General features: G+C 72.0%; 13 protein-coding genes. 8 read left to right on the top strand and 5 right to left on the bottom strand.

What is annotated here, in order from left to right; all coding sequences use genetic code 11:
* The first annotated feature begins 163 nt into the window (after nt 1–163).
* From ACP4J3_RS37670 to ACP4J3_RS37645, 6 genes are all read left to right on the top strand, one after another.
* A complete protein-coding gene (locus ACP4J3_RS37670; protein ID WP_426540826.1) occupies nt 164–445 on the top strand; it encodes a hypothetical protein in 282 nt (93 codons plus the stop codon).
* A gap of 11 nt (nt 446–456) precedes the next feature.
* The gene (locus ACP4J3_RS37665; protein WP_426540825.1) at nt 457–804 is read left to right on the top strand and encodes a hypothetical protein; all 348 of its coding nucleotides are present in this window, start codon (nt 457–459) and stop codon (nt 802–804) included.
* A 244-nt stretch (nt 805–1,048) separates the two neighbouring features.
* Nucleotides 1,049–1,861, top strand: coding sequence for a hypothetical protein (locus ACP4J3_RS37660; protein ID WP_426540824.1), 813 nt, complete (start codon nt 1,049–1,051; stop codon nt 1,859–1,861).
* A 171-nt stretch (nt 1,862–2,032) separates the two neighbouring features.
* Nucleotides 2,033–4,150 (top strand): TIR domain-containing protein, encoded by a 2,118-nt coding sequence (locus ACP4J3_RS37655; RefSeq protein ID WP_426540823.1) that lies wholly within the window; start codon nt 2,033–2,035, stop codon nt 4,148–4,150.
* A 449-nt stretch (nt 4,151–4,599) separates the two neighbouring features.
* Nucleotides 4,600–5,406 (top strand): hypothetical protein, encoded by an 807-nt coding sequence (locus tag ACP4J3_RS37650; protein ID WP_426540822.1) that lies wholly within the window; start codon nt 4,600–4,602, stop codon nt 5,404–5,406.
* Between the two features lie 72 nt (nt 5,407–5,478).
* The gene (locus tag ACP4J3_RS37645) at nt 5,479–6,279 is read left to right on the top strand and encodes an SAM-dependent methyltransferase (RefSeq protein ID WP_426540821.1); all 801 of its coding nucleotides are present in this window, start codon (nt 5,479–5,481) and stop codon (nt 6,277–6,279) included.
* A gap of 67 nt (nt 6,280–6,346) precedes the next feature.
* Here the strand turns inward: ACP4J3_RS37645 and ACP4J3_RS37640 are convergent, their stop codons facing one another.
* Entirely contained in the window at nt 6,347–7,270 is a 924-nt protein-coding gene (locus ACP4J3_RS37640; protein ID WP_426540820.1) for an LLM class F420-dependent oxidoreductase, read from the bottom strand.
* 245 nt (nt 7,271–7,515) lie between these two features.
* Here ACP4J3_RS37640 and ACP4J3_RS37635 point away from each other — a divergent pair, with 245 nt between their 5' ends.
* Entirely contained in the window at nt 7,516–7,698 is a 183-nt protein-coding gene (locus ACP4J3_RS37635) for a hypothetical protein (RefSeq protein ID WP_426540819.1), read from the top strand.
* A 59-nt stretch (nt 7,699–7,757) separates the two neighbouring features.
* Here the strand turns inward: ACP4J3_RS37635 and ACP4J3_RS37630 are convergent, their stop codons facing one another.
* From ACP4J3_RS37630 to ACP4J3_RS37615, 4 genes are all read right to left on the bottom strand, one after another.
* A complete protein-coding gene (locus tag ACP4J3_RS37630) occupies nt 7,758–8,228 on the bottom strand; it encodes a DUF6099 family protein (protein ID WP_426540818.1) in 471 nt (156 codons plus the stop codon).
* A 252-nt stretch (nt 8,229–8,480) separates the two neighbouring features.
* Entirely contained in the window at nt 8,481–8,807 is a 327-nt protein-coding gene (locus tag ACP4J3_RS37625) for a nucleotide pyrophosphohydrolase (protein ID WP_426540817.1), read from the bottom strand.
* Nucleotides 8,804–9,970, bottom strand: coding sequence for an ATP-binding protein (locus ACP4J3_RS37620; protein WP_426540816.1), 1,167 nt, complete (start codon nt 9,968–9,970; stop codon nt 8,804–8,806). The genes ACP4J3_RS37625 and ACP4J3_RS37620 overlap by 4 nt, the downstream gene beginning before the upstream one ends.
* A 74-nt stretch (nt 9,971–10,044) precedes the next feature.
* Nucleotides 10,045–10,434 (bottom strand): cell division protein SepF, encoded by a 390-nt coding sequence (locus ACP4J3_RS37615; RefSeq protein WP_426540815.1) that lies wholly within the window; start codon nt 10,432–10,434, stop codon nt 10,045–10,047.
* Nucleotides 10,435–10,667: 233 nt separating this feature from the next.
* Here ACP4J3_RS37615 and ACP4J3_RS37610 point away from each other — a divergent pair, with 233 nt between their 5' ends.
* Nucleotides 10,668–14,684: a molybdopterin-dependent oxidoreductase gene (locus ACP4J3_RS37610; RefSeq protein WP_426540814.1), complete on the top strand. Its 4,017-nt coding sequence runs from the start codon at nt 10,668–10,670 to the stop codon at nt 14,682–14,684.
* Nucleotides 14,685–14,708: the final 24 nt, after the last annotated feature.

Raw genomic sequence — 14,708 nt, 5'->3', positions numbered from 1 at the left:
CACCGCGGGTCCTTCCCGAGCGCGATCACCCGCCCCGGAACACCGTGCACAGCTGCGCGTCCAGCTCCGGATCGACGCCGATCGTCGCGGACGGGAGGGGATTCGCCCCAAGAGGGCTGGGCGGACGGCATCGAACTGGAACGTTCCGTAGCAGATCGGCGCGGTGTGGCCCTGCGAGAGCCGGTCGTGCCGCTGGACGGGCGGTGGGACTCGTCGGTCGCGGACGCGGCACAGTCGCCGTTCGCCGGTCGTCCTGTCCGGAGGGGACCTCGTCCACGGCGGGGACCTGCGCGAGGACGGGTATACCCGTTTCCTCGTCGAGCGGCTGCGGACCTGCAGCGCGCCCGCCCTCCGGTTCCACAACCTCCTGGCCTGGCCGTCGCACCGCAAAGCTCCCGCTGTCCGAACTACAGCGGCAGCGCCATGCGCTGGGCGCGTACGGTGAGATCGTCTGTCTTGATCCGGACGGGAAGGAACGGCCAGGACACGGATCCCGAACGGGGCCGAAGCGAGGCGCCGGCGCCCATCATCGACGAGCACGAACGAGCCAGGTTCCTGACCGCGATGCGGCGGCGCATGTGGGACTTCGTCGATGCGCGTCTGGTGATCGGCGGCAGGCAGGCACTCGGGATCCTGGACGGCCCGCTCCTCCCGCCCTGGTCCGACGCATCCGCACCGGACCCCGGGCTCACCGCCGCCCTCGAACGGCTGCGGGCCATCGCCACCGCGCCGCACTGGACCGGGCTGAACAACGGGCTGGCCTCGGAGGAGAATCCGACGCCTACGACCTCACGCCACCCGTAGGAAATCGCGGCGTTGGTCACGTTGGGGCTGGGCCGTCTCCGGCGCGGGAGGCGTCCGGGGCCGACGAGGAGGGAGGCCGCCTGGGCCGTTCTTGACGCCCGACCCCGCACCATCCCCCGGGGGACTGTGCGCGGCAACGACGTTGATCACTATCGTGGACAGGCGCATGCCGTGTGCGTCGTACGACCAACGCCTGCCGAGCGGGCGGGAACCGGACTGGGCGGGGCGGGGAACGGGAGGGATCATGACGGACGGCGGGATCGCGTCGGTGCGGGTGCGAACGGTGCTACGGGCAGGGGCCCGGGCCGTGTTGGCGGGGGTGCTCGGCTCCGTTGCCGGCATTGTCGCCTACTCGCTCAGCCGGACAGGCGGGCAGAGTCTGTCCGTGGTCGTCGGGGGCCTCCTGGGCGTCGCCGCCGCTCTCGGTGCCGACCTGTACCGCCGCTCCGTGCAACTGACCGAAGTCCGCCTCGTCCTGCCCGGCAGCGAAATGACGTTCAAAGCGAACACCGATATGCGCCAGGCCGCCCAACGGATGTTCTTCCAGGCCTCGACCCGCGTCGCCACCCGACCGCTGGAGGACGGCAGCGGCAACCTGCGCGAGGCGCTCACGTCGCTCAAGACGCTGTTCGACCTGTACCGGGAGCCCCTGGAGTCGGGGGAAGCACCGCCCCCTCCGTCCAACGGCGACTCGGTGCATGAACTGGTCCTGGACATCCTCAACTTCGAGCTGGCGCCCTTTCTGTCCAAGTGGCACCCCCGGCTCCAGGCCTTCGAGCAGGCGCATCCCGAGTCGGATGAGTCCGCATGGCCGGACAACGCCCTCTTCCGGCAGGAGCTGCGGGCTCTGCAGCAGAATCTGCGCCCCTACTTCGTGGCCCTCGGCGAGATCGCGGGGCTCCGCGATCCCGAGCGCCACCTGCGCCCGTCGGCGCGCCGCACGGATCAGCCGCCGTCCGGCCCTTCCCGCCCCGTGCCCGGACCACGCCCGTCCGCACCGGACGGGACATGCCCGGCCGACCCCGCCCCCGCTGCCGACGACACGGATGACCGATGATGGGGTAGTGATCACTACTGGACCGACCGGCGCGACGCTCCAGAAAGGGCCGTCGTGCGCCTTGATGTCGTCCGCGTTCAACGCCCCCCCCCCGCTGTATTCGGGGCTGATGCCGTCACGGGTGTGCACGGCCCGGGGGCGTGCTGAGGACAGGCGAGGGAGACCGTGCTCATGAGCGCCTCGCCCGAGCGGCCCCCCTCCGAATGGGATGTGTTCGTCAGCTACAGCCGCTCCGCGACCGGTCAGGCCGAAGCAGTGGTCGCCGCCCTGCGTGCGCAGGGACTGAGGGTGTTCGTCGACGACACCGCTGTGGAGGACTTCACCTCGATCACCGCCACCATCACCACGGCGCTGGCACGCGCCAAGGTGCTGCTGGCCCTGTACTCGTCGGACTACCCGCGGCGCCGTGCCTGTCAGTGGGAACTCACCTACGCCTACTTGGCCGGCCAGCGAGAGGGCGACCCCCGCCGGCGGATCCTCGTGGTCAACCCCGAGCCGTCCGCCGACCACATCCACCCGGTCGAGCTCCGGGACGCCCGGTACTGGCCCTGGCGCGCCGACGCCGAGGAGGCGAACCGGCTCGCCACACGCGTCCACGCCCATGTCGCCGGACTCTCCGAGCCCATGGGAGTCCACACCGCCTCCCCCGTCGTGCCATGGCTGCCCGCCCCCGCTCGCACAGGTTCGGCCCGCTTCACCGGCCGGCTCCCCGAACAGTGGCAGATCCACACCGCCCTGCACCGGCACCAGGCACCGCTCGTGTACCAGGCCGGCAGCGGACGCACCGCGCAGTTGCGGGGCATGCCCGGCATCGGCAAGTCCCTCCTCGCCCAGGAATACGCACTGCGCTTCCGCTCCGCCTTCCCCGGCGGCGTCTTCTGGTTCGATCTGCACACCGAAGAGCCCGAGGGCCTCGGTGCCGTGACCCGCGCCATGGACACCTATGCCGACCAGGTGGCAACCGTCCTGGCGGCCCGCGGCATCGATGTGCCGGACGCATCCCTCTCCCGGCTGCTCAGCCGGCTCGCCGTCCACCTCGGCGAGCAGAACACCCCGTGCCTGTGGGTCGTCGACGGGGTCCCGGACGGGCTCAAGGACAGTCAGTTCCACCAGCTGCGTGGGCCCCACCTGCTCGCCGCCACTCTCATCACCACGCGCTCGCTGCGCTACACCGCTTTCGCCGAGCCGATCGATGTAGCCCCGCTTCCGGACGACGACGGGCTCACTCTGATCACCTCGCGGCGCACTCCTGCCGACGGGTCCGAGCAACGGGCCGCCCTCGCCCTGGTCCACGATGTGGGCGGCCATCCGCACGCGCTCGATGTGCTCGCCGATCTTGCGGCATCGACCGGGTTTGTTCATGCACGCGAAAGGCTGCACGCCCCCGGTGGCGATGTGCTCACCGGTTCGCAGCCCCGCGACCGCACCAACGGGCGGCTCGCGGCGTCTCTCCTCACCCGCCCGCTGACCGGGCACGGTCCGGTCGACGACGTCCTGCGTCTGCTCGCTCTTGCCTGCCCGGCACCGCTGCACCAGTCCACCCTGGAGAACGTGCTGGCGGCAGTCTCCCCGTACGATCCCTGGGAGGCTGGTCCCTTGGTGGCAGAAGCCGTTGAATCCCTTCTCGGTTCCGGCGCCCTGCGTCCCGACCCCGTCCTGTCGCGTACCTGGACCCTCCACCCGTTGTCGGCCCGCGCCGTGCGACGGCATGACATCGACACCGCCCGGCAGGAGGATCTCCGACGGCTGCTCCTGCACGCCCTGGCTGCCGTCCCCGCCCCAACCGCCCGTCCCCCGCTTCCCGTTCCTCAGGCCCTCACGGATCCGTCGGCCAAGCACCGCGGTCCAGGGCCCGTCGAGCGCGCCGCGGCCTTCGATCTCCAGGTCGAACTGGTCACCCGTGTCGGCGTCCAGCCGCTCGCACCGGACCAAGGCTCGCTACGGGAAGCCCTCGTCTCCCTGCACGCCCTCTTCAGCACTACCCGGGAGGTCCTCCACCGGGTCGCCGCCGAGACCACCGCACCACTCGTTCTGCCCCGCGTCGCCGCCAGTCTGGCGAACGAGCACCTCCGCCCGTTCCTCTCGACCTGGCACCCCGCCCTCCAGCAGCACGAGGCCAAGCGCCCCGACGGCACCAGTCCTACAGCGCATGAGCACGCCTGGGAGCGCTCCGCCGAGATGCGCGCGGACCTCGACCGGCTGCGCATTCCCCTCACGCGGATCGCCGCCCGGCTCGCGGAACTGACCGGAGTCGACCTCCTCGCGGAACTGCCGCCGGACGAGCGATAGCCACCTCCCACACTCACGGCGTGCACGTAGTACCGGGAACTCACGACACCCAAGGTCCGGCACCATCGCGCCTCAGCGTCTCCTGCACCGAACACCAGGGCGCGCTCCCGGCCTCCCCCCGGTACGCCACCGGCGAGCTCTCCCTGAGGATGTCGCTGCGGTCGATGTCCCACTCGACGCTGCCGTTCGCCGCTCGCGCCACCGCCCTGGCGACCGTCTGTTCCGCCCGGCCCAGGTCCGGGTGCGTGCGGCACCGGCAAGACCACCATGCTGCGCGACTGCTTCGCCGCGGTGATCGTGGAGCGTGCCGTGCGGCCGGCCACGCTGCGGCTGCCGTCGCAGGCCTTCGCCGAGCAGGCGCCGTGCACCGGCCTCGGCGAACAACGGTGCTGTGGAGACCATCTCCACCGAGATCCCCGCCCGCCAGGCGCTCGGGGAGCCATGGTGGGATGACTCCTCCGCCGCCCCCGCCGCGCGGGCGCCGCCGTAACCGCAACGGCTGGGTCGACAGCGAACGCGGGCTGGCCCACCTGCTGCGCGAGTACGGCAGGACACCCCGCAGCGGCGTGTGGCGCGAGGCCGGACAGCGCTTCCGGGCCGCGCTCGCCACCCTCGAGCGGCTGCGCGCCGAGCGTGAGTCCGCCGCCGCGGCAGTGCGCGGTCAGCCCACCGCGGAGGCCGAGCTGCGGGCGGCCGAGGAGGCCGCCGGCCGGGCTGCCGGCCGGATGTCGGAGTGCCGCGTCCCGCCCCACACCGCCGAACAAGCCTTGCTCGCCGCTCAGATGCCCCTCACGGCGACGGAAGCGCACCGTGCGGCCCATTTCGAGCGCCGCCCGGGCCGTCGTAGTCAGTCTGTTCACCTGGGGGCGAGCGGCCGGGACCGGCACCGTGTCGACCAGGACCTCGCCGTGCGGGAGGATGAGCAGCGCGTCGTACAGGACAGCGCTCGCGTCCGATTCGAGCAGGCCCGGCACGCCGTGGCGGAGCGCAGCGCCTGTGAACGGGCCCGTGACGAGGCCGAAGCGCGAGTCGGGTGGCTGGCAGACGTAGTTGCCCGGGCCCGCTCCCGGTGGGACGGTCACGTGCCGGGCGAGCACTGGCTGAGCGACGACACCGCGCGTGAGCCGGCCGCGCCGGGGCGGACGAGGAGATCATCCGTGCCCGAGAGCAACAGTCCAGGTCAGAGCCCAGCGGAGAACTGCGGAAACGCACACGGCACAGGGCGGGCATCGGCAGCACTCGGGAATTTTCGCTAGCCTCCGGATCGTCCGGGCGTTCGAACGTGGTACGACTGAGCGCCCACGCCCGTCCACCAGCGGAGGCCTCACGTGACAGACGCCGGATTACGCGCGAAACCCCTCGACACCAGCAGGCCCCACTCGGCCCGCATGTACGACTACTTCCTCGGCGGGAAGGACAACTACCCGGTCGACGCCGAAGCGGCCGAGCAGGTGATCTCCCTGTTCCCGGCCGTGCGGGAGATGGCGCGGACCAACCGCCGGTTCATGCACCGCGCCTCCCGGCTGCTGGCCGAGCGGGGCGTGAGTCAGTTCCTCGACATCGGCACCGGCATCCCGACCGAGCCGAACCTCCATCAGATCGTGCAGGGGATCACGCCCGACGCCCGGGTCGTGTACGCCGACAACGATCCGATCGTCCTGCGCCACGCCGAGGCCCTGCTGCACAGCACCCGGGAGGGAAGGACGGCCTACGTCCACGGCGATGTGCGGGAACCGGGCGAGATCCTCGCGGCGGCACGGCAGACCCTCGACTTCACCCAGCCGGTCGCGCTGTCCCTGGTGGCGCTCCTGCATCTGGTGACGGACGAGGACGAGCCCGGCCGGATCGTGCGCGAGCTGCTCGAACCCCTGGCGCCCGGCAGCTACTTGACGCTGTCGCACGCGACGGGGGACTTCGACCCGGAGACCTGGGAGCGCGTCGTCGAGGTGTACCGCAAGGGCGGCACTCCCGCGCAGGTGCGCTCGCGCGAGGAGTTCGCCGGCTTCTTCGCGGGCCTCGACCTGCTGGATCCCGGCCTGACGCTCGCCGCGCTCTGGCACCCGGAACTCGGTGAACCGCACGAGGGGGAGGAGACCCCGCTGTACGCGGCGGTCGCCCGCAAGCCCTGACGGGCCGGCCGGCGGATCGTGTGCCGTGCTCCGATCCGCCGGCCGGACCGCTGTCGGTGCGACGCGCCTACGACAACTGCGACTGGACCTGGGAGGAGATCAGGTCCAGGTGGTCCAGGTCGTCCAGGTCCAGGACCTGGAGGTAGATCCGCTGCGAGCCGATCTCCCGGTACCGGCCGATCTTCTCGACGACCTCGGCGGGAGAGCCGGCGAGCCCGTTGACCTTCAGCTCGTCGACCTCGCGTCCGATCGCGGCGGCGCGGCGGGCGACCTCCTGGTCGTCCTTGCCCACGCACACGACCAGGGCGTTGGAGTAGACGAGGTCGTCCCCCTTGCGGCCGGTCTCCTCGGCGGCGGCCCGCACCCTGCCGAACTGCCGCTGGCTGTCCTCGACCGAGGCGAACGGCATGTTGAACTCGTCGGCGTACTTGCCGGCCAGCCGCGGCGTACGGGTGGCGCCGTGGCCGCCGATGAGCACCGGGATCCGGGCCTGGGCGGGCTTGGGCAGGGCGGGCGAAGCGGTGAGGTCGTAGTGGGTCCCGTGGAAGTCGAAGGTCTGGCCCACCTCGGTCGCCCACAGACCGGTGACGATGGCGAGCTGCTCCTCCAGGCGGGCGAACTTCTCCTTCGGGAACGGGATGCCGTACGCCTTGTGCTCCTCCTCGAACCAGCCCGCGCCCAGGCCGAGTTCGACCCGGCCGCCGGACATCTGGTCGACCTGGGCGACCTGGATGGCGAGGACGCCGGGCAGCCGGAACGTGCCGGCGGTCATCAGGGTGCCGAGGCGGATCCGCTTGGTCTCCCTGGCGAGGCCGGCGAGCGTGATCCAGGCGTCGGTGGGGCCGGGAAGGCCGTCCCCGGAACCCATCTTCAGATAGTGGTCGGATCGGAAGAATGCATCGAATCCAAGGTCCTCGGTGGCCTTCGCCACGCGGAGCAAGGTCTCGTAGGTGGCCCCCTGCTGGGGCTCGGTGAAGATGCGAAGATCCATGTCTCCATCCTGCCTGCCGTGACGCCGGTCGACCGCACCGGTCCCCCTGGCCCCGATGGCCCCGGTCGGGTGAATTCCGTCAACGTCACGGCCGCCGTCACCCCGGGCCAGTGACCGCCCCCGACGGTGATCGTTGGCTCGGTCGGAGCCGGACCGCCCGGCTCCCGCCCCGGCCTGCCGAGCGCCGGAGCGTCACCGTGTCGGCCCGCTGCCACTGGGGGGGCCGGAGGCCCGAGGAGGCCGTCATGTCCGAGGAATCCATGCCACAGCAGAGCGGCGGCACCGGCCGGCCGAAGGGGCTGCTCCAGCAGATGGAGGAGCTGATGGCGGCGCTGAATGCGGACCTGTCGGCTCTGGACGCGGACCTGCAGTCGACCGGGGGGACGACGCGGGGCGCTCGCGCTCAGCAGGAGGGGGAGGCCGGCTGACACGTTGCCGGCGTCACGGCTGGGGGCCTGCGGCCCCCAGACCCCCACGACGAACTGAATTACCCCGCCTCCCGCTCCGCCAGCACCTCCTCCCGCACCGCCAGTCTGCGCAGCAACTCCCGCACCCGGTCCCGGGACTCCTCCGCTGCGTCGATGGCCTCCATGCACTGCCAGTACGTCGCCTCGTCGTCCGCGGCGCTGGCGATGCCGACGAGCGCTATCCCGGCCTCCCCCAGCAGGCTCCCCAGATGCATCAGTGCCTGCCGCGCATCGCCCAGCTCGGTGAGCTGGGCCGCGCGTAACTCCCCGTTCGCGAGGTCCGGTGTGTCCAGTACGCCGCAGCCGCGTCCCGCCAGCTCCGTCAACCCCAGTGCCTCGCCGCGCAGTTCGGGTGGTCCGAAGACCGCCAGTCTGCTGCCGATCGCCTGAGCCAGGGCCTGCGCCTGCCACACCTCGGTCATGGTTTCCGGCGCGCCCCCGCTGCCCGCCAGCGCACGCCTGCTAGTCACGATGAGCCGCACCGCGTCCATCCGCAGTCCCCGTCTGTCCCGACGCGCTGCCCACGCGTCCGCCTGAACTCCCTTGTCCACTACCCAGAGTGAAGGGCTCTGAGACGAAAAGCCAGAGGAAGACGGAAATCTATGGACAACTTTTCGGTTGCGGGCAGCTTAATGAACACGTAGAGTGAAAGCGGATGGCGTGCTTCCCTGGCGCCTCCCCGGCGCCGTCCCCGCCCGTCCCCCGCCGGTTCCCGTGCGCCCCCCGCGCCTTCCTACGCCTTCCTACGGCGCCGGGAACCTCCGCTCGTTCCGGTCGATCTTCGCGTCCAGCGCGGCCAGCGCGTCGATCCCCAGCACCTCGCACAACTGCAACAGGTACGCCAGCACGTCCGCGACCTCGTCCGTCACCCGCGCCGCGGTGTTCGCGTCGGCCATGACCCGCGTCGACTCCTCCGGCGTCAACCACTGGAAGATCTCGACGAGTTCGGACGCCTCGACGCTCAGCGCCGCGACGAGGTTCTTCGGCGTGTGATACGGCTGCCAGTTGCGCGCGGCGGCGAACTCGGCCAGCCTGCGCTGCAGCTTGGCGACATCAAGAGGTTCGGTCACGGCTCCAGGTGTACCACCGTCAGCCCGGGCACCCCCGCCACACCCGACGCATCGCTCACGGCCCCGACCACCCGGATGTGCCCCCGCTCGCACATCCGCGCCGCCAGCGCGGCCAACTCCCCCCGCTGCACCGGGTCCAGCCCCCGGTCCAGCCCGTCCGCCAGCACGGTCAGCGTCTGCATGGCCTCGGGCACCTCGCGCACCGGGTCGACCTCCAGCACCCCGGGCCCGGTCAGCAGCACCAGCGACAGCGCGAGATACCGCAGCTCGCCGTCGCCGAGCCGGCCGAGTTCCGTGCGCACCCCGTCCCCCCGGTCGAGCACGCCCCGTACCGTCCCGTTCCCCAGCACCTCGCCGACGACATCGGCCACCGTTCCCGCGCACCCCGCCCGCGCCGCGGCCACGAGCTGCGCATGCCGCTGTCCGCACTCGGCCCGGGTCCGCCACAGCACCTCGGCCAGGTTGTCGCACCCCGCGAGCAGCCGCCCGGACCCGACCGGCACCGCATCGCGCATCCGCTCGGGCCGCGGATCGCACGCGAAGACCGACCGCAGCGCCACCACCATCTGCTCGGCGGCGGCCAGCACCCGCCGCTGCCCGTCCGTCTTGCCGGCCACCCGCAGCGGCAGCAGCGCGGTACCGAGCCGGTCGTCGGGCAGCGGCGCCCGGGTCACCGGCGCCTGCCCGGCCGTGTGCCAGGCGGCCTGCACAAAGGGCCGGCTCGGGTCGCGCAGGGCCGTCTCCAGGAGCACGAGGCCCCCGGCGCTCAGCCGCTCCCCGACGATCCGCAGTCCGGGCTCGGCCTGCACGGCGACATCGAGGCGGACGGGACCCTCGGGGCCGTCGGCAGTGCAGCCGATACGGAAACCGCGCCGCCGCTGGGCGTCGGGCCGCGCCCGCTCCGGAACGCAGGCCGCCGGGTCCGGGAAGACCTCCCTGACCGTGGCGCCTGCGCCGAGCCGCGCCAGCGCCTCGTACGCCCGTAACGCGCTCGTCTTGCCGCACCCGCTGGGCCCGGCGAACAGCGTGAACGCCCCCAGCGCGAGCGCGGCCCGCCGGTGCCCGGCGAACGCGGACAGCCGCAGTTCGGTGAGCCGGGGCCGACAGGTTCGGCGCTCCTGAGGCGGAAGGGACACGGCAGCAGACACACACGACACGCCCATGTCCGGACCGTAGGCCCCCTACCGGCGGGCGAACCGTTCCACCCCGAAGCCCTTCCTACGATCGGGCGAGCCCGTCACGTGCCGGGCACCCCGGCCCCCTCCATCAGCCCGCTCACCTCGGTCCCGGGCGGCGTCAGGAGGAACACGTTGCGGTCCACCCGGTGCATCCCGCTGCCCAGTCCGAAGACGACGCCGGTGCTGAAGTCCAGGACCCGCTTGGCGACCTCGTTCTCCGCTCCGGTCAGGTCCAGCAGCACGGGAATCCCGGACATCAGCGTCTCGGCGACCTCGCGGGCGTCCCCGAACACATTGACCCGCAGTACGACGAAGCGACGGCGGGGCTCGGTCTCCGCTTCCGGCATCGCGCGGTGATCCACCGACGACGGCCAGGCGTCGCGACCGCGCAGCGGCACGACCTGGGCGAGCCCTTCCCACTGTTCATCGGTGACGTCGTGGCTGTTCACCGGCTCCCCCCACCTTGACTCGCCTTCAATGCCTGCACCGGCCAATTCTTACGCCAAGTCACCCGTTCGGCCCAACAGCGACACGGTGCGCGACCGCCCAGCACCCCCCTCACATCGCCCTTCGCGCGGCTGTGTGGCCAACGTAACTCCTCATGATCAAGGGATGTGACATCGACGTAACGGGCAATTCGTACGCTCCAGACACCACCCCGACCACCGGAGAAGGGCAGCGCGTGACCTCGACCACCTCCACGACCCAGGTCCGGTCGGTCTGCACGTACTGCGGAGTCGGCTGCGGGATCCTGCTGGACGTCGGGATGGGGCCGGACGGGCGGCGCACGGTGCTGAAGGCCTCCGGCGACAAGGCGCATCCGGCGAACGCGGGCCGGCTGTGCACGAAGGGCGCGACGACCGCCGAGATGCTCGCCGCGCCGGGGCGGCTGACCACCGCGCTGGTCAGGGAGGAGCGGGGCGAGGAGCCGGTGCCCGCCCCCACCGCCGACGCGATCGCCGAGACCGCCCGCAGGCTGCGCGCGACCGTCGACGAGCACGGGCCGGACGCGGTCGCCTTCTATGTCTCCGGGCAGATGAGCCTGGAGGCGCAGTATCTGGCGAACAAGCTGGCCAAGGGGTTCGTGCGGACGAACCAGATCGAGTCGAACTCGCGGCTGTGCATGGCCAGCGCGGGCATGGGTTACAAGCTGTCGCTCGGCGCCGACGGGCCGCCCGGGTCGTACGACGACCTCGACAAGGCCGATGTCTTCCTGGTCATCGGCTCGAACATGGCCGACTGCCATCCCATCCTCTTCCTGCGGATGATGGAGCGGGTCAAGGCAGGGGCGAAACTGATCGTGGTCGACCCGCGGCGGACCGCCACGGCCGCGAAAGCCGATCTGTTCCTGCAGATCAAGCCGGGCACCGACCTCGCCCTCCTCAACGGACTGCTGCGTCTGCTCGTCGACAACGGCCACACCGACCCCGACTTCATCGCCGCCCACACCGAGGGCTGGGAGGCGATGCCCGCGTTCCTCGCCGACTATCCGCCGGACACCGTCGCCGAGATCACCGGGCTCGCCGAGGACGACCTGCGCACCGCCGCCCGGCTGATCGGCGAGGCGGGCGAGTGGACGAGCTGCTGGACAATGGGGCTGAACCAGTCCACGCACGGCACCTGGAACACGAACGCCCTGGTCAACCTGCATCTGGCCACGGGGGCGATATGCCGTCCCGGCTCCGGCCCCCTCTCCCTCACCGGGCAGCCCAACGCGATGGGCGGCCGGGAGATGGGCTACATGGGCCCGGGGCTGCCGGGACAGCGGTCCGTCCTCGTCGACGCCGAGCGGGCCTTCGTCGAGGAGCTGTGGGAGCTGCCGCCGGGGACGGTGCGCGCCGACGGGGTGGGCAAGGGCACCGTCGAGATGTTCCGGAAGATGGCCGACGGCCAGATCAAGGCCTGCTGGATCATCTGCACCAACCCCGTCGCCTCGGTCGCCAACCGCCGCACCGTCATCGAGGGCCTGGAGGCCGCCGAGTTCGTCGTCACCCAGGACGTCTTCGGCGAGACCGAGACCAACGCCTACGCCGATGTCGTACTGCCCGGCGCGATGTGGACCGAGGGCGAGGGCGTCTTCGTCAACAGTGAGCGCAATCTGACCCTCACCGCGCCGGTGGCCGATCCGCCGGGCGAGGCGATGGCGGACTGGCGGATCATCGCGGCCGTCGCCCGTGCGATGGGGTACGAGAAGGGGTTCTCGTACGACAGCGCCGAGGACGTCTTCGAGGAGATACGGCGCGCCTGGAACCCGGTGACCGGCTGGGATCTGCGCGGGGTGACGTACGAGCGGCTGCGGGACACGCCCGTGCAGTGGCCGGCCGCCGAGATGGACGGGCCCGAGCGCAATCCGATCCGGTACGTCGCCGCGGACGGCGACCTGCGGTTCCCGACCGCGAGCGGGCGGGCCGTCTTTCACGCCCGGCCGCACCTGCCGGCCGCCGAGATGCCGGACGACGACTATCCCTTCGTGCTGAACACCGGGCGGGTGCAGCACCAGTGGCACACGCTGACCAAGACCGGGAAGGTGGCCAAGCTCAACAAGCTGAACCCGGGGCCGTTCGTGGAGGTGCATCCGCGGGACGCGCGTGAGCTGGGGATCGCCGACGGGGACCGGGTGGAGGTCGCCTCGCGGCGGGGGCGGGCGGTGCTGCCGGCCGTCGTGACCGAGCGGGTGCGGCCGGGGGGCTGTTTCGCGCCGTTCCACTGGAACGACCTGTTCGGCGAGTATCTGAGCGTCAACGCGGTCACCAGCGACGCGGTGGACCCGATCTCCTTCCAGCCGGAGTTCAAGGTGTGCGCCGTGTCGCTGGCGAAGGTGCACGAGCCGGCGCCGGCTCCCGAGGTGATCGTCCCGGCCTCCGTCACCCCGGCCTCCGTCCCCCCGGGCGGCAACCCCTTCGGGCTCGACCCCGCCCCGCCGCCCGTCCTGACCGCTCAGGAACGCCTCTACCTCACCGGCTTCCTCGCCGGTATCGAGACCGGCGCGCCCGGCATCCCCGTCCTGCCGCCGGACGCGCCCTTCAGCCCCGAGCACGCGCTGTGGGTCAACGGCGTCCTCGCCGGCATGTACTCGCGGTCGGCGCAGCCGGCTCAGCCGCCGGGCCGTGAGGTCGTCGTGCTGTGGGCCTCGCAGACCGGCAACGCCGAGGACTTCGCCTCCGCCGCCGCCGAGCGGCTGGGCGCGGCCGGGCACCGGGCCACGCTGGTCGGCATGGACGAGGCCGATGTCGCCACCCTCGCCCGCACGGCCGACCTGCTCTTCATCACCAGCACGTTCGGCGACGGCGACGCGCCGGACAACGGCTCGGGCCTGTGGGACTCCCTGGCCGACGACGGGGCGCCCCGGCTGGACGGGGTGCGCTACGCCGTGCTCGCCTTCGGCGACTCGTCCTACGACGACTTCTGCGGGCACGGGCGCCGGCTCGACGCGCGGCTGGACGAACTGGGCGCGGTGCGGCTGGCACCCCGCACGGACTGCGAACCGGACTACGAGCCGTCCGCCGGGGCGTGGCTCGACCAGGTCCTCGCCGCGCTGGGCGGTGCAAAGGCGCCGGCCGTCGAGAAGCCGAAGGGCCGCGCCAGGCCCGCCGCGGCCACCGCCCGCCTCGTCGGCAACCGGCTGCTGAGCCGGCCCGGTGCGGACAAGGAGGTGCGGCGGTTCACCTTCGACACCAGCGGGACCTCGCTGACGTACGAGGCGGGCGACGCGCTCGGCGTCCGGCCGGTCAACTCGCCCGCGCTGGTGGCGGAGTGGCTGGCGGTCACCGGGGTCGACGGGTCGGCGGCCGTGACGATCGACGACGTCGGCGAGACGTCCTTCTCCGAGGCGCTGCACCGGCACCTCGACATCACGCGGATCACCCCGGACCTGCTGCGCTTCGTCGCCGAACGCGTGCGGGACGACCGGGAGTTGCGCAAGCTGCTGCGGCCCGACAACAAGGACGGCCTTGCGCAGTGGAGTTGGGGGCGGCAGGCCGTGGACGTCCTCGCCGAGCATCCGGTGCGGGCGGGGGCCGAGGAGTGGACCGGGGTGCTGAAGAAGCTCCAGCCGCGGCTGTACTCCATATCGTCCAGCCCGCTGGTCGACCCGCACCGCGTCTCGCTGACGGTCTCCGTCGTGCGGTACGAGAACCTGCACGGCCGGCCGCGCGGCGGGGTCTGCTCGCCCTTCCTGGCCGACGCCGGGCCGGACGCCGAGGTGCCGGTCTTCGTGCAGCGCTCCCCCGGTTTCCGGCCGCCCGCCGACGCCTCGACGCCGATGGTGATGGTCGGCCCGGGCACGGGGGTCGCGCCCTTCGTCGGCTTCCTCCAGGAGCGGCGTGCGCTCGGGCACGGGGCGCCCAACTGGCTGTTCTTCGGCGAGCAGCACCGGGCCAGCGACTTCTACTACGAGGAGGAGCTGACCGCGCTGCTCGACGAGGGCGTGCTCGACCGGCTCGACACCGCGTTCTCCCGCGACCAGCGCAACAAGGTGTACGTCCAGGACCGGATGCGCGAGCACGGCCCGGAGCTGTGGCGCTGGCTGCAGGACGGCGCCCACTTCTACGTCTGCGGGGACGCCTCACGCATGGCCAAGGACGTGGACCGGGCGCTGAGGGACATCGCGGTCACGCACGGCGGGCTGGACGAGGCCGAGGCGTCGGCGTATGTGAAGCAGCTCGCGGCGGCGAAGCGGTACGTGCGGGACGTGTACTGATCCGCGGGAGAACGCGGGCCGGCG

Origin of the sequence: Streptomyces sp. UG1 (assembly GCF_049974585.1) — a bacterium.
GTDB lineage: Bacteria > Actinomycetota > Actinomycetes > Streptomycetales > Streptomycetaceae > Streptomyces.
Note: the sequence above shows the minus strand (reverse complement) of the source record. Positions and strands in the feature narration are given on the sequence as shown.

What these genes read in the sequence shown, in the direction of transcription:
- ACP4J3_RS37660 (WP_426540824.1), top strand. Translation starts at nt 1,049, where the DNA reads ATGACGGACGGCGGGATCGCGTCGGTGCGGGTGCGAACGGTGCTACGG.
- ACP4J3_RS37655 (WP_426540823.1), top strand. Translation starts at nt 2,033, where the DNA reads ATGAGCGCCTCGCCCGAGCGGCCCCCCTCCGAATGGGATGTGTTCGTC.
- ACP4J3_RS37650 (WP_426540822.1), top strand. Translation starts at nt 4,600, where the DNA reads ATGACTCCTCCGCCGCCCCCGCCGCGCGGGCGCCGCCGTAACCGCAAC.
- ACP4J3_RS37640 (WP_426540820.1), bottom strand. Translation starts at nt 7,270, where the DNA reads ATGGATCTTCGCATCTTCACCGAGCCCCAGCAGGGGGCCACCTACGAG.
- ACP4J3_RS37635 (WP_426540819.1), top strand. Translation starts at nt 7,516, where the DNA reads ATGTCCGAGGAATCCATGCCACAGCAGAGCGGCGGCACCGGCCGGCCG.
- ACP4J3_RS37630 (WP_426540818.1), bottom strand. Translation starts at nt 8,228, where the DNA reads ATGGACGCGGTGCGGCTCATCGTGACTAGCAGGCGTGCGCTGGCGGGC.
- ACP4J3_RS37620 (WP_426540816.1), bottom strand. Translation starts at nt 9,970, where the DNA reads ATGGGCGTGTCGTGTGTGTCTGCTGCCGTGTCCCTTCCGCCTCAGGAG.